The organism is Cupriavidus laharis (assembly GCF_914271435.1).
Taxonomy (GTDB): domain Bacteria; phylum Pseudomonadota; class Gammaproteobacteria; order Burkholderiales; family Burkholderiaceae; genus Cupriavidus; species Cupriavidus laharis.
Genome location: NZ_CAJZAI010000027.1, coordinates 1 through 17,653, shown reverse-complemented (window position 1 = coordinate 17,653; position 17,653 = coordinate 1). Strand labels below are relative to the sequence as shown.

Annotated in this window: 20 protein-coding genes; 6 read left to right on the top strand and 14 right to left on the bottom strand. The window is 64.8% G+C overall.

The window, feature by feature from the left end; translation table 11 throughout:
- Nucleotides 1-27: 27 nt before the first annotated feature.
- On the top strand, nucleotides 28-921 hold the full coding sequence (locus LDO29_RS26995) for a MurR/RpiR family transcriptional regulator (RefSeq protein WP_224082808.1): 894 nt from the start codon (nucleotides 28-30) through the stop codon (nucleotides 919-921).
- Nucleotides 922-929: 8 nt separating this feature from the next.
- On the opposite strand, the gene LDO29_RS26990 is transcribed toward LDO29_RS26995, so the two are convergent.
- From LDO29_RS26990 to LDO29_RS26980, 3 genes are all read right to left on the bottom strand, one after another.
- Nucleotides 930-1,838 carry a glutamate/aspartate ABC transporter substrate-binding protein gene (locus LDO29_RS26990; RefSeq protein WP_224082807.1) on the bottom strand — a complete coding sequence of 303 codons (909 nt, stop codon included), beginning with the start codon at nucleotides 1,836-1,838 and terminating at the stop codon, nucleotides 930-932.
- Nucleotides 1,839-2,763: 925 nt separating this feature from the next.
- On the bottom strand, nucleotides 2,764-3,108 hold the full coding sequence (locus LDO29_RS26985; RefSeq protein ID WP_224082806.1) for a hypothetical protein: 345 nt from the start codon (nucleotides 3,106-3,108) through the stop codon (nucleotides 2,764-2,766).
- An 84-nt stretch (nucleotides 3,109-3,192) separates the two neighbouring features.
- A complete protein-coding gene (locus LDO29_RS26980) occupies nucleotides 3,193-3,669 on the bottom strand; it encodes an ion channel (RefSeq protein WP_224082805.1) in 477 nt (158 codons plus the stop codon).
- A 167-nt stretch (nucleotides 3,670-3,836) separates the two neighbouring features.
- On the opposite strand from LDO29_RS26980, the gene LDO29_RS26975 reads away from it, so the two are divergent.
- Nucleotides 3,837-4,085 carry a hypothetical protein gene (locus tag LDO29_RS26975; RefSeq protein ID WP_224082804.1) on the top strand — a complete coding sequence of 83 codons (249 nt, stop codon included), beginning with the start codon at nucleotides 3,837-3,839 and terminating at the stop codon, nucleotides 4,083-4,085.
- Nucleotides 4,086-4,170: 85 nt separating this feature from the next.
- On the opposite strand, the gene LDO29_RS26970 is transcribed toward LDO29_RS26975, so the two are convergent.
- The 6 genes from LDO29_RS26970 to LDO29_RS26945 all read right to left on the bottom strand — a co-directional run bounded on the left by LDO29_RS26970 (nucleotide 4,171) and on the right by LDO29_RS26945 (nucleotide 8,981).
- Nucleotides 4,171-4,497, bottom strand: coding sequence for an RcnB family protein (locus LDO29_RS26970; protein ID WP_224082803.1), 327 nt, complete (start codon nucleotides 4,495-4,497; stop codon nucleotides 4,171-4,173).
- Nucleotides 4,498-4,653: 156 nt separating this feature from the next.
- Nucleotides 4,654-5,418 carry a DUF4410 domain-containing protein gene (locus LDO29_RS26965; protein WP_224082802.1) on the bottom strand — a complete coding sequence of 255 codons (765 nt, stop codon included), beginning with the start codon at nucleotides 5,416-5,418 and terminating at the stop codon, nucleotides 4,654-4,656.
- A 175-nt stretch (nucleotides 5,419-5,593) separates the two neighbouring features.
- Nucleotides 5,594-6,910, bottom strand: coding sequence for an ATP-binding protein (locus LDO29_RS26960; protein WP_224082801.1), 1,317 nt, complete (start codon nucleotides 6,908-6,910; stop codon nucleotides 5,594-5,596).
- Nucleotides 6,910-7,623, bottom strand: coding sequence for a response regulator (locus LDO29_RS26955; protein WP_224082800.1), 714 nt, complete (start codon nucleotides 7,621-7,623; stop codon nucleotides 6,910-6,912). The genes LDO29_RS26960 and LDO29_RS26955 overlap by 1 nt, the downstream gene beginning before the upstream one ends.
- A gap of 35 nt (nucleotides 7,624-7,658) precedes the next feature.
- Nucleotides 7,659-7,952, bottom strand: a complete 294-nt coding sequence (locus tag LDO29_RS26950) for an EF-hand domain-containing protein (protein ID WP_224082799.1) — start codon at nucleotides 7,950-7,952, stop codon at nucleotides 7,659-7,661.
- A 66-nt stretch (nucleotides 7,953-8,018) separates the two neighbouring features.
- On the bottom strand, nucleotides 8,019-8,981 hold the full coding sequence (locus tag LDO29_RS26945) for a hypothetical protein (protein ID WP_224082798.1): 963 nt from the start codon (nucleotides 8,979-8,981) through the stop codon (nucleotides 8,019-8,021).
- A 309-nt stretch (nucleotides 8,982-9,290) separates the two neighbouring features.
- Between LDO29_RS26945 and LDO29_RS26940 the strand changes: the two genes are divergently transcribed.
- From LDO29_RS26940 to LDO29_RS26925, 4 genes are all read left to right on the top strand, one after another.
- Entirely contained in the window at nucleotides 9,291-10,205 is a 915-nt protein-coding gene (locus tag LDO29_RS26940; protein ID WP_224082797.1) for a sterol desaturase family protein, read from the top strand.
- A 254-nt stretch (nucleotides 10,206-10,459) separates the two neighbouring features.
- A complete protein-coding gene (locus LDO29_RS26935) occupies nucleotides 10,460-10,597 on the top strand; it encodes a hypothetical protein (protein WP_224082796.1) in 138 nt (45 codons plus the stop codon).
- A gap of 134 nt (nucleotides 10,598-10,731) precedes the next feature.
- Complete coding sequence (locus tag LDO29_RS26930) at nucleotides 10,732-10,983, top strand: DUF1488 family protein (protein WP_224082795.1); 252 nt, start codon at nucleotides 10,732-10,734, stop codon at nucleotides 10,981-10,983.
- A 135-nt stretch (nucleotides 10,984-11,118) separates the two neighbouring features.
- Nucleotides 11,119-11,583, top strand: coding sequence for a YaiI/YqxD family protein (locus tag LDO29_RS26925; protein WP_224082794.1), 465 nt, complete (start codon nucleotides 11,119-11,121; stop codon nucleotides 11,581-11,583).
- 101 nt (nucleotides 11,584-11,684) lie between these two features.
- On the opposite strand, the gene LDO29_RS26920 is transcribed toward LDO29_RS26925, so the two are convergent.
- The 5 genes from LDO29_RS26920 to LDO29_RS26900 all read right to left on the bottom strand — a co-directional run bounded on the left by LDO29_RS26920 (nucleotide 11,685) and on the right by LDO29_RS26900 (nucleotide 17,238).
- Nucleotides 11,685-12,818, bottom strand: coding sequence for a hypothetical protein (locus LDO29_RS26920; RefSeq protein ID WP_224082793.1), 1,134 nt, complete (start codon nucleotides 12,816-12,818; stop codon nucleotides 11,685-11,687).
- Nucleotides 12,819-12,899: 81 nt separating this feature from the next.
- On the bottom strand, nucleotides 12,900-14,498 hold the full coding sequence (locus LDO29_RS26915) for a Na+/H+ antiporter (RefSeq protein WP_224082792.1): 1,599 nt from the start codon (nucleotides 14,496-14,498) through the stop codon (nucleotides 12,900-12,902).
- Between the two features lie 141 nt (nucleotides 14,499-14,639).
- Complete coding sequence (locus tag LDO29_RS26910; RefSeq protein ID WP_224082791.1) at nucleotides 14,640-15,101, bottom strand: cupin domain-containing protein; 462 nt, start codon at nucleotides 15,099-15,101, stop codon at nucleotides 14,640-14,642.
- Nucleotides 15,102-15,274: 173 nt separating this feature from the next.
- Nucleotides 15,275-16,936 carry a cation acetate symporter gene (locus tag LDO29_RS26905; RefSeq protein WP_224082790.1) on the bottom strand — a complete coding sequence of 554 codons (1,662 nt, stop codon included), beginning with the start codon at nucleotides 16,934-16,936 and terminating at the stop codon, nucleotides 15,275-15,277.
- The gene (locus LDO29_RS26900) at nucleotides 16,933-17,238 is read right to left on the bottom strand and encodes a DUF485 domain-containing protein (RefSeq protein ID WP_224082789.1); all 306 of its coding nucleotides are present in this window, start codon (nucleotides 17,236-17,238) and stop codon (nucleotides 16,933-16,935) included. The genes LDO29_RS26905 and LDO29_RS26900 overlap by 4 nt, the downstream gene beginning before the upstream one ends.
- Nucleotides 17,239-17,653: the final 415 nt, after the last annotated feature.

Sequence of the window (17,653 nt, the reverse complement as noted above, 5' to 3'; positions counted from 1 at the left end):
TCGTTACAACCCCAATCCGGAGCACCGATGTCGCCCGACAGCATCACCCCGCCAGAAGACCTGGATGCCTTGCAGGCCCGGCTGCGCGCCAGCTTCCCGACGCTGAGCGTGCAGTTCCAGAGCGGCGCGCGCTACCTGCTGGATCATCCGCAGGACGTGCCGGTACTGTCCATGCGCAAGATCGCGGTCAGTGCAGGGGTGCAGCCGGCCACGCTCGTGCGGCTGTCGCAGCATCTGGGCTTCGAAGGCTGGCAGGGCTTGCGCGAACTGTTCGTCGACGCCCTGCGCGGTAGCTCGCAGCCTTATGCACGCCGGGCCCGCAAGGTGGTGCGTGACGGCGGCACGAACCGCATGCTCGGCGAGATGCTGGAAGCCCAGCACAACAACCTGGACCAGATCGGCGCGGGCAACGAAAAGGCTTTGCAGGCCGCTGCGGAACTGCTGTCCGCAGCGGCCTGCGTGCATGTGGCCGGGTTCCGCTCGTGCTTCCCGATTGCCTTCACGTTCCACTATGTTTACCGGCTGTTCCGCAGCACGGTGCAACTGGTGCGCGGCGATGCCGGCACCCTCGAAATGGAGCTGCGCGCCTTCGGCCCGCGTGATGCCGTGATGGTCATCAGCTTCGCGCCGTATTCGCAGGAAATCATCCGTGTCGCCAGCGCCGCGCGCGAAGCCGGCTGCAAGGTGGTGGCGCTGACCGACAGTTCGGTCGCGCCGATTGCGCTGGCCGCCGACTGCACGCTGCTGTTCTCCGTGGAAAGCCCATCGTTCTTCCCGTCGATCACGGCTGGCATCGCCACGGTCGAAGCGCTGGTCGAGCAGCTGCTCGCGCGCAAGGGCAAGGGCGCCATCCGCGCGCTGGAACTGGCGGAAGGCGAACTGCATCGCGCCGGCGCCTACGTGCCGGCGAATCGCGGCTGACCGAAGGCTTACTCGAACGCCTGGTCGTTCGGGTTGGCGTAGGCCTTCTTCACCGGCTCGCTCATCGGGAACTCGAAATTGATGTTCTTGGGCGGCACGGGCTTGAGGAACCACTTGTCATAAAGCGTGTTGATTTCGCCGCTCTTCATCAGGCCGGTCAGCACACCGTCGACGAGCTGTTTGAACCCGGGATCATCCTTGCGCATCATGAAACCGTAGGCCTCGAACGACTGCGGCGTGCCAACCACCACCCACTCCGCCGGATTCGGCGACATGGTGCGGGCACCGGACAGCAGCACGTCATCCATCATGAACGCCGCCACGCGGCCCGACTGCAGGATCAGGAACGATTCGCCGTAGTCCTTGGCGCTCTGGATCGTGATATTGGCCTTCTTCTCGTCGTTCAGGCGGCGCAGGATGCGCTCCGAGGTCGTACCCGCATTGGTGACCACCGCCTTGCCGGACAGGTCAGGGAAGTCGTGCACCGGGCTGCCCTTCTTCACCAGCAGCCGCGTGCCAGCCACGAAGAACGTGGTCGAGAACGCCACCTGCTGCTGGCGGGCCTTCAGGTTGGTGGTGACACCGCATTCCAGGTCCACCGTGCCGTTCTGCACGAGCGAAATGCGGTTCTGCGATGTGACCGGCACCATCCTCACCTGCAGGTTGGGCACGCCGGTCTGTTTCTTCACCTCATCCACCACGCGGTCGCAAAGATCCTGTGAGAAGCCGACCACCTTCTGGTTGCTGTCGTAGTACGAGAACGGGATCGACGACGTGCGGTGGCCAATGGCAATGGCCCCGGACGACTTGATCTTGCTCAGCGTGGGGCTGCTGGCAACGTCAACGGCCTGCGCGGCGCCCGCGGTCAGGGTACCGGCCAGGGCCAGGCTCAGGCAGGTGAATTTCACGGCGTTCATGGTGGCTCCTTGAAGGGCGAATTCGTGGGATTCGCTGTCGGGTTGATGGGATGCTAGGTCGTTAGCAACAGTTGTTCCATCATGGATTACCATGAAACGGTTGTTTTATTGATGGAGATGGGGATTTTGGAGGGTGGACTTTGGGGGGGATGAACCGGATTGGTGCGTGATCGAAGCCGGTGGTTGGTCGAGGGCCTTCTTTTGGTATTTGATCGGCTCGTCGTTCTTGGCGGGCGCGGCTGTTTCGCCGGCGTAGCCGGCGACCTACTTTTACCCGAGCGGTAAAAGTAGGCAAAAGCGCGTTTCGTGGTTGACGAACGGCTCGATGAGGTGAAGACGGTCCAGGGGCATAACCAGACTGCCTGCCGCGTAGATGATTAGGATGGACAGGGCGTACGAACGAACCCGGATTACGGAGTGGTCCCTCCTGACAGCGATATCGCGGGGACGCCTGCGGCTGCGCTGCGCGCACTCAGCAGTCCGGGTTTCCGGGCCGCGGCCCGAACCAAAACGTAGTGACGAAGCCCTTGGTGCATGTGCCATGCGCGAAGCAGAGAAAACGAAGAAGGGAAGCGCGAGCGCCAGCGACGTTGATGCCAGCCGCTATGCCGACTACTGAGCCGCGCGCAGCGCAGCCGCAGGCGTTCCCGCGATACCGGTGGTAGCAGGGACCACGGACAGTTTCGGGGCTCGTTCAATCAGCGCTTGAAAGCCTACCCACGGCCGCGCACCACGCGGCAGGCAGCCAGGCACACTCTGAAGCCCATACCCGTACAACACCCTTGGCACACTACGATCAATATTCGCCCGTTAGGGCAAGTAAACGCGCTTCTTGGTTACTTCTTGTCGCTTGGACAAGAAGTGACTCGCCGGCTACGCCGGCGAAACAGCGGCGCTTGTCAAGCACGACGCCCCCCCAACCCCTTTACTCCGTACATTTCTCCCGATAAACCTCCTGCAACTCCTTCCTGGGCCTCTCCCTCTCCAGCTCCGGCACCATCCTCCCCTGACTGGTTTCAATCGACTGCCCGCCAACCTGATATTCTCGTTTGGGCGCCCCGGCGATCTGCGCCGCGAGTTCGCGGCATTCCGCGGCAACCGCCTCGCCGCGGCTTTCAGGCCGATATGGCGAAGATCCTTCCTGCACGGCATTCCCGATCGCAGCCGCGGCGGCATCCTTGCCGTCCTGCCGCTGCGCGTGGGCACTGCACGCGGCGCCCAGCGCCAGGATCATGGCAATCCGGAACACCCCTTTGATTTGGCTCTGCATGGCAGGCTCTCCCTTCTTAGAAGTGGCTCATAGGACGGAGTATCGCCGATCATCGACCGCCGGCGGCACCCGGGCAGGCAAACGCTACCGCCTCGGCCGCCTTTCCTCCGCTTCCTTCTCTTCGAGATGCCAGTCGCGCCGCATCATCACGTAGGTGAACGATGTCGACCAGCCAATCAGGATCAGGCCGACCAGCGGTTCGATACTGGCGATCAGCCGGCTGGCGCCGACCGGGTAGATATCGCCAAGGCTCTGCGTGGTGTAGGTTTCCAGCGCGAAGTAGGCATAGACGACCGGCGTTATCTCGCGGCTTCCGGTAAGCCCGCCCAGGCCAAGCCCGTGGTCGCACAGCCAGAAGCCCAGCGCGAAGACCATGGCCTCCAGGCAGTGGACCAGGATGATGCAGACGATGAGCACACCGATGTTCACATGCCCGCTCCAGCGTTTGGGGTGCAGCGTCGAGAACAGCCGCAGCGCTTCGTAATGGACGGCGACCACCGTCACTGTCAGGACGGCGGCGCACAGCAAGGCCAGTGAATAGTGCTCGGCAGAGGATTCCATGCGCAGTCGGAGCGATCGGGAAGGTACCAGCCAGTGCGGGCAGGCGGCCAGCGCCCTCCAACATAACACCGGAATGCCTGCCGGCGCACCTGTCGCGGCAGCGCGGCAGGCGCCGGCACCGTGCATGGACTATGCTGGATTTCCCAACCTCATGAACGGGAGGGAATGTGCGCAAGACTCTTTCTATCCTCACGGCCGTTTTCCTGGCCGGCGCCAGCGGCCTGGCACTGGCCCACAACTGCCCCAACGAGATGAAGGCCATCGACGCCAAACTCTCGACCAAGCCGGCACTGTCGCCGGAAGACGCCGCGCGCGTGCAGAAGCTGCGCGCCGAAGGCGAGGCCTACCACAAGGCCGGCAAGCATGACGAGTCGATGAAATCGCTGCTCGAGGCGAAAAAGATTCTCGGCATCTGACGCTGACAGCACAAAGCCGCCCGCGCAGGTTCGCCCGCGCGGGCGGCTTCTGTATTGCAGGACGATGAAGTTGACGCGACCGGCGTCAGGTTCCGGCGCCCACCTGCTGGATCACGCCATTGGGCGCCACCAGGTAGTACTGCGCACCCACGCCGACCCAGTGTGTGCCCTTGCGCGGCGCCGGCAGGCTGTATTGCTTCCAGTCATCGATCACATACTGCCTGTCGCGGAATTCAGTGGGCAGGCGATCGCCCTTCTTCCATTCCTGGACCTGCATGTAGGGCGATGAGGCCGGGGCCGGCGCCGCGGGTGCAGCGGCCTTGGACTTACCCATGCCTTGGGCAAAGCTGGCGGAAGCCGTCAGGACGCCAGCGATCAGCAACAGCGCGGGCAGCGCTTTTTGTGTCTTCATGGTGATCTCCTTGCGTACGGAAAACCGAACTGCCAGAGTAACCGGACAGCATCTACCAGCTTAGTCACAAATCGCCGCATACGCTTCTGACAGCCTGGATGTGCGGTCTGATGCACGCAACAGGAAAACGCCCCGTGAAGCACTGAACTACGACGTTCAGTAGCCGGCAGCGGCCGACAGCCACCCCTCTTCCGTGCTCGCCGCCATCACCTGTGTCGCAATCGAATCCGCAAGCCGCGTGGCGTCGGCATAGACGCTGTCGCGCTTCACTTCGGACACCCCGTGCACGCCGGTGCCCGCCGCAGCGGCCATCGCAATGTGGCCGGCCGCCGCCCCCACACCAGCGGTCTCGGCTACGCCGGGAATATGGCCGCTGTCGGCAGTGGCCACGAAGCTCTGCAGCGGCACCGGTGCGCCGTTGGCCGGCTTGTACGAGATCCGCACCGAGACACCGACTTCGCTCTTGCCCGCGCCCAGGCCGATCAGCAGACGGCGTCGGCTGGAGCCCTCATCGATCTTGCTGAAACCGCCTTCGACGATCAGCGCGCTGGCATTGGCGGGCGCCGGGCCGTCGGCGCGCACGGCATGCAGGCCCTTGGCCTGCAACTGGCGCACGATTTCGTCGGCGACCTGTTCGCGCGCTTCAGCGGCGGTGCCGGACTGCGCGGTCGCGGCCGAGCCGCCAGACGCCAGCGTCTTCAGCTTCTGCGCGAGGCCACCGTCAAGCTTCACCTGGTCCGCATCGGCATCGAACGCATGCACATAGATAACGTCCGCCTGCACCGGCTGCAGCAGGCCGGTTTGCTGAATGCCGGTCACGCCGGCGCTGGCGCAGCCGGCGGCCAGCATGGCGCTTGCAGCCACGGCGGCAATAGCGAGGCGCTTGGTGTTGAGGGCGAGGGCTTGGAAGGTGGTACGCATGTCGATTCCTTTGTCGGGGGCGGGTGCCATTCAGTGGTCGAAAACGCTGTCACCGCGAGGTGTTGCGGTGCGTCGCGTCTCGGTGACCAAAGTATGGGAAATGCCCGCGCATAGCGCCATGCAGCAATTATTTCGCGCGATGTCACGGCGCGATGCCGTGACGTGTTCCGGTGCGCTACGCGCCAGGCGTGCGCAACGGCAGCGACACCACCGCCTCCAGGCCGCCGCCGTCGCGCGCGCGGAACTGCAGCGAGCCGCCGTGCAGGCGTGCGATGCGGTCGACGATCGCGAGGCCCAGGCCGGTGCCGCCCGAATGGCTGCGTGCGTTGGCGCCGCGGCTGAATGGGGCCTTGAGCTGCTCCAGCTCGGCTGCCGCAATGCCGGTGCCGCGGTCCCCCACGGCAATGCAGGCATGTTCGCCGTCGCGCCAGGTGCGCACGCCCAGGCCCGTCTTGCCGTAGACGACAGCGTTCTGCATCAGGTTCATCAGCAGGCGCAGCAGGCTGACCGGCCGGAACGGAACCGGTGGCAGGTCGCCGAGCGACAGCTCGAACTCATGGCCGAGCCCGGCGAAGTCCGAGGCGAGCTGGCTGACCAGCGCGTTGATGTCGCCCGGCTGCGGCAGTTCCTTCTCGCCGCTGCCTGCATAGTCCATGAACTGCTGCAGGATGGTCTCGATATGATCGAGATAGCCTTCGGCCGATGCCACGAAATCATCGTCGGCGCCGCGCGGGATCGACATGGCCATCGCCAGGCGCAGCTTGGTCAATGGCGTACGGATATCGTGCGAGACGCCTGCGAGCATCAACGCCCGCGTCTGTTCGGCCTGCTGCAGCGCCTGCGTCATCTGGTTGAACGCGCTGCTGACCTGTGCAATCTCCGTCGGCCCGTCTGTCGGCAGCGGTGGCGGTGATTCGCCCGCGCAGATCTGGCGCGCGGCTTGCGCAAGATCCTGCAGCGGACGGTTCAGGTGAAGCTGGATCAGGTAGCCGGTCAGCGCGGCCAGCAAGGCGAGCGCGGTCGACAAGACCAGCGCGGTGGTGATGCCGCCCGCCCGGGCATCTTCGGTCATCGGCATGGCGACCCAGCGCGGGGTATCCGCCACATGCAGGCGGATCCACAGCCGTTCATCCTCGCCGGACTGCCATCGCACCGGCATGTCGGGCGGCAGATGGCGCTGCAGGGCTTCCAGGAAAACGTCGCGCTGGTAGCTGCGGAAGAGTTGCAGCGGGTTGGGGTCGGCCCGCGGCGCTGCATGCTCAGGGTCCTGCAACTGCGCGCCGAGCCGTTCCGCGGCAACACCGCTCGCGCCGGCGGGCATGGCACCCAGCACGCCGTCGAGCATCTTCACGTAGTCCGAGAAGATGATGGCGGCGCGCTCGATGCGCGGCCGCTGCACGAAATGCAGCAGCACGGTCAGCGAACAGGCCTGCGTGAGCGCCACCAGCGCCACCAGCAGCGCGATATTGCGCGCCAGTAGAGAGCGCGGCATCACGACTCGACGCCGGCCACCAGCATGTAGCCGACGCCCCACACGGTCTTGATAAAGCGCGGCTTGGACGGATCGTCCTCGACGATCTGACGCAGCCGCAGGATCTGTACGTCGATGCTGCGGTCGAGCGCATCATGGTCGCGGCCGCGTGCGCGCGCGAGCAGGTTGTCGCGGCTCACCGCCCGGTTGGGCGAGGAGCCCAGCGCGTGCAGCAGCAGCATCTGCGCCGAATGCACTTCCACCGGCTCGCCGCGGCGCGTCAGCGTCTGCTTGGCGACATCGAAGCTGAACTCCCCGAAGCGAAGCGTCTGCGTGGTCACGGTGGGATCGCCCGCGGCCATCTTCTGGCGCCGCAGGAGTGCACGGATGCGCGCGACCAGCTCGTCTGGGACGAAGGGCTTGGCCAGGTAATCGTCGGCGCCGGTCTCCAGGCCCGCCACGCGGTCGACCGGGTCGCCCTTCGCGGTCAGCATCAGGATCGGCAGCGTCTGCCCTTCGGCACGCAGGCGGCGGCACACCGTGAGGCCGTCTTCGGGCTCCATCATCAGGTCCAGCACCAGCAGGTCATAGGGCTCGCGGTGCAGGTAGCGGTCGAGCTGCTTGCCGTCGGCGACCGCGCGCACCCGGAAGCCATGGCCCGTCAGGAACCGTTGCAGCATATTGCGCAGCTCGGCTTCATCGTCGAGCACGATAATCCTGTTCACCTGCTCCATCGCGGGCCTCCGGCATCGTTCCTGGCGCAACAGCCTCAGCGCGACATCATTTCCTGCCTCAGGAACGCCTCGATCTGCGGCAGCGTGATGTAGCCATTGCGCTGCGCGTCGATCTCGTCGAAATGCCTGGCCACCATCGGCATGCCGGCGGCGGCCTGTTCGCGGGTCAGCTTGCCGTCATGCGTGGTATTGGCATTGGCGAAGCGCGCCTGCAATTGCTGCACCGCACGCTCGACGCGCGGGCCGCCGGCTGCGGGCAGCCCGGCACTTTGCGCCGACGCGCCTGCAGAAACAATACACAAGACAAGCACTGCAATCATCTTCTTCATGATGTTCTCCGTGGGATAGCCGGCACTCGCCGGCAGGGCGTTGCGACTGGAATCCGGCGGGCCGGGTTACACGAGGTGCGCGGGCACCCACACGCCACCGGCCCAGTGGCCCGGCACCATCACGGCCGGCCGCGGCGGTCGCGCCACATAGACCGCGCGCGGCGCGACATACACGGCACGCGGCAGCGGCGTGGCCCTGACGATCACCGCCGGCAGCGGGGGCGCGGCCACGACAACCCTTGGTGGCGGAGCCGCGACCACGACCTTCGCGGGCGGCGGCGTGGTGACAACCACCTTGGGCGGCGGCGTGACATAGACCGTTGCCGGTGGCGGGGACGGCGGCGTGACGACCACCGGCGGCGCAGCCACGGCCACGACCGCACCACCCGTTGCCACTGTGCCCGTGGCAACGACCGTGGTGCCATGGACGACGGTGCTGCCTCCACCCGTGGTCACGACGCCCGGCGCCACGCGGGTCGCGCTGCCGGCGTGCGTCACCGTGCCGCCCTCCGTTCCGCTGACGGTGCCCGAGCGCGCGCAGGTCGCGCCGGCGCAGGTCGTCGCGGCGGCATGGCTCACGGTGTTGCCGTTCGCGCCGGTCACGGTGCCGGACGAGGAATACTGCCCAGAGCCTTCCCGCGTCACCGTTCCCGCGGTACTGGCAGTCTGGCCGTCCGGACCGGTGAGGCTCCCGGTGTGCGAGCAGGTGCCGCCGGCGCAACTGGTACTACCGTCGTGCTGCACCGAGCGGCCGTTCGGGCCCGTCGCGGTGCCGCTGTTCGAGAACTGCCCGGGCGCCGTGCGGGTCACGGTGCCGGTGTTGGTAGCCAGGCCGCCGTAGGGACCGGCCACGCCACCGGCATGCGAGCAGCTGCCGCCACCGCAAGCGCCGTAGTGCGCACCGTTGTAGACGCCGTGCGGCGTATAGGCCGTACCGTGGCCAGACCACGCGGCCAAGGCCGGGGTGCTGGCCAGGACGATCAGTGCGCTTGCGGCGGCGCCAAGCAAACGGGGAAAGCGTGAGGTCATTTCAGGTCCTTCAGGTTCGGTTCGGGCCGCACACTGCGGCGCGGCAACGGACCGAACTATAGGAGGACGACCGGCGCTTTTCGCGGTGGAAAACATGTCACGGCATTACACGGTGCGCCGCCCCCATCCATCGGCGCAGTGCCATGATGCATCGCCATTTCCGCGACCGGCGGCGCTTCGCCTGCCATGACACATGGCGACATATTTCCTGCATGGCGCCCGGCGCGGCCGCCCACTACATTTGCCTCACCGACGCAGCAATGCCGGCTCCGCAAAGCAAGGCGTCACCGCTCACCACACAGGACGATCATGCACAACCTCCACAAGATCACTCTCTTCGCCACGGCCTTCGTCGTGTCGGTCTCACTGGTCGAGGCCTGCTTCCTGGCGCGCAAGGCCCGCCAGCAAGGCAAGGCCTATCCCTGGCATGAAATAGGACTGTCGCTGGTCGACATGATCGGCCGCAAGCTGATGGTTCTGCTGCCGCTGTCGCTGGCCACGCCGATCTTCGCGTTTGCCTGGGACCACCGCCTCTTCACCGTCGAGATCAACAGCGCGTTGGCGGTGCTGCTGCTCTTCATCGGCCAGGAGTTCTGCTACTACTGGTACCATCGCGCCTCCCACCGCATCCGCTTCTTCTGGGCGACGCACGCTGTACACCACTCGCCCAATGAACTGACGCTCGGTACCGCCTACCGCCTGGGCTGGACCGGCACGATCACCGGCACCGCCGTCTTCTTCGCACCGCTGGTATTCCTGGGCGTGCGTCCCGAGGTCGTGCTGGCCACGCTGAGCCTGAACCTGCTGTACCAGTTCTGGCTGCACACTACCTGGATCCCCAAGCTGGGCTGGCTCGAATACGTGTTCAACACCCCGTCGGCACACCGCGTGCACCATGCCTCGAACGTGGATTACCTTGATGCCAACTACGGCGGCGTGCTGATCCTCTTTGACCGACTGTTCGGCACCTATGTGGAAGAGCGTGAAGACGAACCGTGCCGCTTCGGCCTGGTCCACCCAACCACCACGCACAACCCGATCGTCAACCAGTTCGAACACTGGGTCAGCCTGTTCCGCGACATGGCCAGGGCCGGCAGCGTGTGGAATGCGATCGGCTACGTCATCATGCCCCCGGGCTGGAGCCACGACGGCAACGGCGAAACCACGGAAAGCCTGCGCCGCCAGGCCGAAGCGCAACAGCCCGTCGCGGTGAACGCAAGATAATTCAGAGGCGTTCCACGCTCGCAACCGAACGGCCAAAATGGGTTGCGCGACGCACCCCAAGGGCCCGGGTAAAAGCCGTCTCGCCCGCCTCTGCCTCGATCGGCTGAAATGGATCTGCGAGCGCACGAGCGCCGCGAACGACGTGGGCGCGGAGCGCGCTTTTCATGCGGACATCATGAAAGTCATGTTGTTAGAGCTTTTAAGCGCGTAAGCTGGAATTGCCACCTTGGCAAGCAACACACCAGGAGCAATCCATGGCCAAGAGTCAACTACGCAGCACTCGCGAGGCGAAAAAACCCAAGCAGCCCAAGAAGCCCTCAGTGCCGGCAACCCCATTCAGTACGGTTCATTCGAAGTTTGGGAACGAAGGCGCCGCCAAGAAGAAGACGTGAATCGGCTGGCCGCGGACACGCGGCACAGCGATCACATGCAACTCGTAACGCTCAGCGCAGGGGGATAGATTTTTCGCGCGGGCAGTAAGCGTGGCAAGCCGGTTCGCCAAAGGCATAGAACACAGGACGACAACATGGCACTTAGTTTTCCTAACCCCTGCCGCACCTATGACGAGACCAAGCATGGCGTGTGGTTCTGGGGTTATGACAACGCACGCGAGATTACCTTCCTTGTGGAGGACCACGTACTGATGAATTTCGACTCTGCTCTCGGCTCTGACGAAGCCGGGGTGCTGGCCTCGTTCGACCAGCATCGCAATGAGATTCTGAAGATCGCCATGGCCCTTTATGCGGAGGGGCGGCAGGCGCTTTACATACTGCACTGACGCGTCTTCATGCCGATGCATGACCATTGCCGGCGCAGGCATCGGCAATCGATACGCGCCTGCCAACGTTCGTTTCCATCGAGACGCGTACAGGCAGTAATATGAGCGCTCCCTCCCTCGATTGGAAGCACCGCGATGCAAGTACTGGTTGACGCAGACGCCTGCCCGGTTGTCGTCAAAGAAATGTTGTATCGGGCCGCACAACGTGTCCAGGTATGCGTCACGCTGGTCGCCAACCAGTATATGCGCACGCCGCCTTCCCGCTTTATCAAGGCACTGCAAGTGCCGGCGGGCTTCGACGTCGCCGATGACCGCATCATCGAGCTGGTCAGCAGCGGTGACCTCGTCATTACGGCGGACATCACGCTTGCCGCCGCTGCCCTCGACAAGGGCGCCCATGTGCTCGACCCACGAGGAAGCTGGTTTAGCCGTGAGAATATCCAGGAGCGCGTAACGATGCGCGAGGTAATGGATCAGCTCCGCGGCTCGGGCGTCGATACCGGCGGACCAGCACCGTACGCTCCACAGGATAGCAAGGCGTTCGCTGGCCAATTGGACCGCTTCCTGGCACGCCATGCGCCGCCAGGTGCCGTCGCCTGAAGCATGCCAGCCCCACGGCAACACAGTATGGGAAGAACGCCTTGCTCGCGGCATAGTCGCTGACTCCGAATTTGACGTGGTCAAACATGCGTTTAGACCGCTCATTGTCGATGCTGGACGCCAGCATCCGGGAAGTCATAAAGATGCGTGTTGTCCGGCGCCTCCCCGATCCGGGTACCAAGCGGCCGGAACAGCTTGCCGCGGCGGAAATTCCTGCTGTCCGACCTGGCGCTCCGGTTGGCCAGTTCGGCGGCCTCGGCGTAGGCCATCGGCTCCTTCTCTTTCTCGATCTCGAGCAGCAGCGTCCGCTCGTCGACACGCACGCTGTATCGGCCCAGGTTGTACAGCAGGTACATGGCAAACAGGTTGTCGAAGTCCTGGTAGGCTCCCTGGTCCCTGCGGAAATCCAGCGACAAGACTGAGGGAAAGCGATTGGGCAAGTCCTTGAAGGCCACCTTTTCCTCTTCGAGCGGGTCCACATAGGTCGAGCCACCGTATTTCTTGTACAGCACGACATCCATGCCATACCCGCGCTTGCCCCACTCCCGTATGAGCTTCATCGCCATCTCGGTCGGTACGTTGGCGTTGGCGGCCGCTACCACCCGCCGTCCGGACAGCACCCTGGCGCTTGTGACCTCCAGGTCCTTGTAGCCGGCACCGTACCGGAATGCAGCGCCGATGGTCTTGGCGCAGTTGAGGCGCAAGTAGTCGTACCTGACCTCGCCCCGGTGATACTCGGTGTTCCTGGCCTGCCGATGGAAGTCGTCATTGATGCGCCCGAAGTAGGCCGCCAGGGCCTGCTTGTCGCTCGCGGGCACGCCGCGCACCCGCACGCCGATCACCGAGCGCTTGTAGATCTCGCCGAAGTCCAGGCCGAACGAGGCCGTTTCCGCAACCGACGAGACCGTCCTGAACAGGTACTCTTTCTTCGGGATAGCCACCATCAGGTCGTCGGTGTAATAGCCTGTGGCGTGCTTGCTGTCGCGGTCAGCGTAGAAGTTGGCCGAGTAGACCAGGTCGTCGCCAGGCAACTGGTCGCGGATGGCCACTGCGATATGACCGGCCGATCCCCCCTTCGAGGTGCCGAAGCTGATCAGCAGCTCAAGGTCATAAGGATCCGCGCGAAGAAGGTCGGCAATCTGGTCGACGTTGGCGGGTTCGGGCCCGCCCTTGCTGCCGAAGTCTGCCGCAACCGCTGCGGCCGACAGCAGCGCCGCGATCATCACTGCCCACATCGCTAACCACCTTTTCACTGGGTAACCCCCTGATTTCCACGGCGAGCGCCTGACGGCCTTGCTGCCGGCCTGCGCGCCTGTTCAGTCCGCGGCCACGCCGCCGATCCCATGCAGCGCCGCCACTTCCTGCAGATCGAGATCGCGCTCGAGATGGCGCAACAACTCGTCATGAAGCTGGCCCGCACGATGCATGCAGATCAGCTCCGACCGTGCGGCGGCCAGCCCGGCCAGAACCACCCCGTAGTGAGCGGAGCGCTCCTCGTCAGGAATCACACTGTCCTTGAACCGGTCGGTAATCTGCGCACGATAGTTGTATTGCTCCCACAAGCGGGGATGCTGCAGCTTTCCCTCGACGTCGAATACGAGCGGGCGAACGGCATCGCGCTGCACGGCTTCCAGGCGTGCCCACGCCTGCGCTTCCGTGAGCTTGTGTCCCGATGCCTGCTCGATCCGCCGGATGTCGAGCAGGCGGATCAACGGGCCGATCGTCGCGCCCTGGACCAGCACGGTCACGAGGATCACGGCAAACGCCGTCACCAGGATCAGGTCGCGGCCGGGCATCTGCTCGGGAAGCGCCAGTGCGATGGCCAGCGTCACCACGCCGCGCATCCCGGCCCAGCTCACGATAGTTGCCGACCGCCAGTCCGCCCTGTCACGATTGTTCTGCGCCAGACGCCGCCAGGCCGACTTCAGCGCCTCGGTCGCAAACACCCAGGCGAAGCGCGAGACCACCACTGCCACGATCACCATGGTGACCGGCACGGCAAGAGAGGCCATCGCATCCGCGGTGCCGCCATGCCGTGCGATCACGCCGCGCAGAGACAGGCCGATCAGGATGAACACCAGCGCCTCCAGCAGGAACACCATGACCTGCCAGAATGCCGTGCCACGGGTTCTCACCGACGCCGAGAAGACCTGGTGCTGATACCAGCCGAGGATCATGCCGGTCGTGACCGTGGCAATCACGCCGGAGACTTCCACCCATTCGCCGACGATATAGCTGACCCATGACGACAGCACGGCCGCCGTAATCGCGAGATACTCGTCGGACAGCAGCCTGATCATGCGCACCACCACAAACCCGATGCCGAAACCCACCGCGATCCCGCCCAGCGCGAGCACGAAGAAATCCACTGCGGCATGCTCGATGCTGAACGCGCCGGTCAGCGCGGCGGCAACGGCGAAGCGGTACAGCACCAGCCCGGTCGCATCATTGAGCAGGCTCTCGCCTTCCAGCAACGCCATCAGGCGACGCGGCAGGGCGACCCGCTCGAGCACCGCCTTGGCCGCGACCGCGTCGGGCGGCGACACGATCGCGCCCAACGCGAAACATGCGGCCCATGGCAGCCCCGGCACCACGAGATGGACCGCCACGCCGACAACCAGCGTCGTGAACAGCACGGCCCCGATCGCCAGCATCAGGATGCCGCTGAGGTTGCGCCGGAATTCATCCCATACCGAGAAATAGGCCCCGTCCATCAGCAGCGGCGGCAGGAAGACAAGCAGCACGAGGTCCGGGCTGAGCTCGACCGCCGGCAGGCCGGGCGCGAACGCCATGGCGATGCCCCCGACCAGGAAGGCCGCCGCGGGCGGCAGCCGCAACCGCGCGGCCAGCAGCTCCAGGGCGATGATGGCGATCAGCGACAGCAGCACCAGCTTGAATGCCAGGACAGGCGACATGGCACCACCCCTGAAGTTTGGCGTTGCAGCGATTATTACCAGGGGTGGATGGGCTCGTCGAGCCGGCGGGCCTCGAACCCGGCATCAGGCTGTGCCGAACGTCAGCAAGGCCTGGCTGCCGGCGATGGCCAGATCCGGCGGTCACGCAGGCGGCGAATCTCCGGCGGCAACCGTCACGCCGCACTCCTGCGCCACTGCCAGCAGCTTTTCCAGATCGGGCGGCCCCGGCGGAATCTCCTCGTCGATCCGGGTGAACAGGCGCGAAGCCCTTCCGCCCTGACTGGTAACGGAGATCATCTCGCCGCCGCCTGGCCCGAAGCGAAAGTGATGTACTGTGCCCGCGGGTACGTGTACGAACGTGCCTGCCGTGGCGGTGATGACCTGGTCGTCGTAGCCAATATCGATCGTGCCGCGCGTGATGTAGAACGACTCGTCCCAGTCATGGCTGTGCGGCGGGGGGCCGCTACCTTCTTCGCCCTGCTGCAGGAACACCTCATAGCCCTGCGTGGCGGTATTCGGTGCCAGCACCGTGATCTTCTCGCCGACCACGTTGAGTGCGCGCCCATGCGCGTCGGGAGTCACTGCAAAGGGTTGCGGCTTCATGGTCGGTTGCCTCCGGCAACGCAGGCCCCGGAGGGCCTGCGCTGTGTACAGAAGTGACCACCGGCGTCGTCGGTTGCGCGCGGGGCCAGCGCCCGCATTGCCTGTTGCATGCCGACGGCGGGACGTTGCTGATCCTCGATCCAAGATAGCAGACGTCCCGCAAGTTGCTGCACTTAGTGTGCGGTCGCCTCGCCCGCGCCGATGCCGGTCTCGGAACGCAGCTCCTGCGCCTCGAAGCCTGCCTTGTCCACGCGCGCGCGTGCGGACTTGTCGGTCAGCGAGACGATCCAGATGCCGACGAAGCCGATCGTCATCGAGAACAGCGCCGGCGAGGTGTACGGGAACGGCGCATTCTTGAAGTGGAACACGTCCACCCAGACCGCCTGCGACAGGACGGTCAGCACCACCGCAGACAGCAGGCCGAGGAAGCCGCCGATCGTCGCGCCGCGCGTCGTACACCCCTTCCACAGCACCGACATGAACAGCACCGGGAAATTGGCCGAGGCCGCGACGGCGAAGGCCAGGGACACCATGAACGCGATGTTCTGCTTCTCGAAGACGATGCCGAGCACCACTGCGACCATGCCGAGGATGACGGTCGTGATGCGCGAGACGCGCAACTCCATCGAGCTGGTCGCCTTGCCGTGCTTGAACACTGTGGCATACAGGTCATGCGATACGGCCGATGCCCCGGCGAGCGTCAGGCCGGCCACCACCGCCAGGATCGTCGCAAACGCCACGGCCGAGATGAAGCCGAGGAACACGTTGCCGCCGACCGCGCTGGCCAGGTGCACCGCCGCCATGTTGACGCCGCCCAGCAGCTTGCCGCTGCCGTCCTGGAAGGTCGCGTTGGTACCCACCAGCACGATCGCGCCGAAGCCGATGATGAAGGTCAGGATGTAGAAGTAGCCGATCCACGTGGTCGCCCAGAACACCGACTTGCGTGCTTCCTTGGCATTGGGCACGGTGAAGAAGCGCATCAGGATGTGCGGCAGGCCGGCCGTGCCGAACATCAGCGCAATGCCGAACGAGATCGCCGAGATCGGGTCCTTGATGAAGTTGCCCGGGCTCATGATCGAGTCCTTCTTGGCATGGACTTCGACCGCCTTTGCGAACAGCGCCTCGGGGCTGAAATGGTACTGCGCCAGTACCATAACGGCCATGAAAGTCGCGCCGCCGAGCAGCAGGCAGGCCTTGATGATCTGCACCCAGGTCGTCGCCGTCATGCCGCCGAACAGCACGTACACCATCATCAGCCCACCCACGATGACCACCGCGACCCAGTACTCCAGCCCGAACAGCAGCTTGATGAGCTGGCCTGCACCGACCATCTGCGCGATCAGGTAGAACGCCACCACCACCAGCGTGCCCGACGCCGCGAACGCGCGGATCGGCGCCTGCTTGAAACGGTACGCCGCAACGTCGGCGAACGTGAACCGGCCAAGGTTGCGCAGACGCTCGGCCAGCAGGAAGGTGATGACCGGCCAGCCGACCAGGAAGCCGATGGAATAGATCAAACCGTCATAGCCATTGGTATAGACCGCCGCGGAAATGCCGAGGAACGATGCTGCGGACATGTAGTCGCCGGCGATCGCCATGCCGTTCTGGAAGCCGGTGATGCCACCGCCGCCCGTGTAGAACGCGGCGGCCGACGTGGTCCGCTTGGCCGCCCACTTGGTGATAAACAGCGTGCCGATCACGAACAGCACGAACATGCCGATTGCCGTCCAGTTGGTCGGCTGCCGGACCGCTTGCCCGAGGTCTCCGCCCGCGGCCAGCGCGGCGGTGGAAAGCAGCAACGCGCTGCCGGCAATGATGGCCTGGTTCGCTTTCATGCCACCTCCCGCTTGATCTGTTCGGTCAGCTCGTCATACGCATGGTTGGCGTGGCGCACATAGAGGCCGGTGATGACAACGGTGAAGAGGATCACGAACAGGCCGATCGGCATGCCCCAGGTCATCACACCAGTACCCGTCTTCGTGGCGAGGAGTTCCTTGTCGAACGCGATGAGCAGCACATACCCGTAGTAGATCACGAGCATTACGGCGGTCAGTGCCCAACCCAGCCGCGAGCGATGGTGCACGAGCTTGAGGTACCTTGGGTTCTCTTTCAGTCTTGCGACCAGTTCTTCCTTCATTTGTGTCTCCTGCCAATCGTGCTACGGGATGGCCGTGGGCTGACAGCGCATGCGCCAGCCGGCGCATGCGTGGTGGTCTCAGCCCCGGTCCGTGACGATAAGGTAAGACCTGCCCCTTACCTGCTTCTTACACGGGGCATGGCGCCACACCGGGGAAAACACTTAGATGACGATCGTGGAGGAAGGGAACGCCACTGGCCGCTGCGCGGATGCCGCGAAGTGTCGCAACCAACATCCGGATAAGGCCGACCACAGAACAGTGGGGCTGACAGCAGGCACCGCGCTGTCAGCATGGCGTAAGGAAATCGCGGTAGGAATGCCCATTGCTGGGCACCCCCCGCACAGATCCCGGCGTGCCCGATTCGGGCACCGGGCTCCTACCTTGGGTGTTTGACGGCAAAGCGCCGGTCGGGCC

Excerpts from the sequence above, each read along its gene's own strand:
- LDO29_RS26995 (WP_224082808.1), top strand. The coding sequence starts at position 28 with ATGTCGCCCGACAGCATCACCCCGCCAGAAGACCTGGATGCCTTGCAG.
- LDO29_RS26990 (WP_224082807.1), bottom strand. The coding sequence starts at position 1,838 with ATGAACGCCGTGAAATTCACCTGCCTGAGCCTGGCCCTGGCCGGTACC.
- LDO29_RS26985 (WP_224082806.1), bottom strand. The coding sequence starts at position 3,108 with ATGCAGAGCCAAATCAAAGGGGTGTTCCGGATTGCCATGATCCTGGCG.
- LDO29_RS26980 (WP_224082805.1), bottom strand. The coding sequence starts at position 3,669 with ATGGAATCCTCTGCCGAGCACTATTCACTGGCCTTGCTGTGCGCCGCC.
- LDO29_RS26970 (WP_224082803.1), bottom strand. The coding sequence starts at position 4,497 with ATGAAGACACAAAAAGCGCTGCCCGCGCTGTTGCTGATCGCTGGCGTC.
- LDO29_RS26965 (WP_224082802.1), bottom strand. The coding sequence starts at position 5,418 with ATGCGTACCACCTTCCAAGCCCTCGCCCTCAACACCAAGCGCCTCGCT.
- LDO29_RS26960 (WP_224082801.1), bottom strand. The coding sequence starts at position 6,910 with ATGCCGCGCTCTCTACTGGCGCGCAATATCGCGCTGCTGGTGGCGCTG.
- LDO29_RS26955 (WP_224082800.1), bottom strand. The coding sequence starts at position 7,623 with ATGGAGCAGGTGAACAGGATTATCGTGCTCGACGATGAAGCCGAGCTG.
- LDO29_RS26950 (WP_224082799.1), bottom strand. The coding sequence starts at position 7,952 with ATGAAGAAGATGATTGCAGTGCTTGTCTTGTGTATTGTTTCTGCAGGC.
- LDO29_RS26945 (WP_224082798.1), bottom strand. The coding sequence starts at position 8,981 with ATGACCTCACGCTTTCCCCGTTTGCTTGGCGCCGCCGCAAGCGCACTG.
- LDO29_RS26940 (WP_224082797.1), top strand. The coding sequence starts at position 9,291 with ATGCACAACCTCCACAAGATCACTCTCTTCGCCACGGCCTTCGTCGTG.
- LDO29_RS26935 (WP_224082796.1), top strand. The coding sequence starts at position 10,460 with ATGGCCAAGAGTCAACTACGCAGCACTCGCGAGGCGAAAAAACCCAAG.
- LDO29_RS26930 (WP_224082795.1), top strand. The coding sequence starts at position 10,732 with ATGGCACTTAGTTTTCCTAACCCCTGCCGCACCTATGACGAGACCAAG.
- LDO29_RS26925 (WP_224082794.1), top strand. The coding sequence starts at position 11,119 with ATGCAAGTACTGGTTGACGCAGACGCCTGCCCGGTTGTCGTCAAAGAA.
- LDO29_RS26920 (WP_224082793.1), bottom strand. The coding sequence starts at position 12,818 with ATGTGGGCAGTGATGATCGCGGCGCTGCTGTCGGCCGCAGCGGTTGCG.
- LDO29_RS26915 (WP_224082792.1), bottom strand. The coding sequence starts at position 14,498 with ATGTCGCCTGTCCTGGCATTCAAGCTGGTGCTGCTGTCGCTGATCGCC.
- LDO29_RS26910 (WP_224082791.1), bottom strand. The coding sequence starts at position 15,101 with ATGAAGCCGCAACCCTTTGCAGTGACTCCCGACGCGCATGGGCGCGCA.
- LDO29_RS26905 (WP_224082790.1), bottom strand. The coding sequence starts at position 16,936 with ATGAAAGCGAACCAGGCCATCATTGCCGGCAGCGCGTTGCTGCTTTCC.
- LDO29_RS26900 (WP_224082789.1), bottom strand. The coding sequence starts at position 17,238 with ATGAAGGAAGAACTGGTCGCAAGACTGAAAGAGAACCCAAGGTACCTC.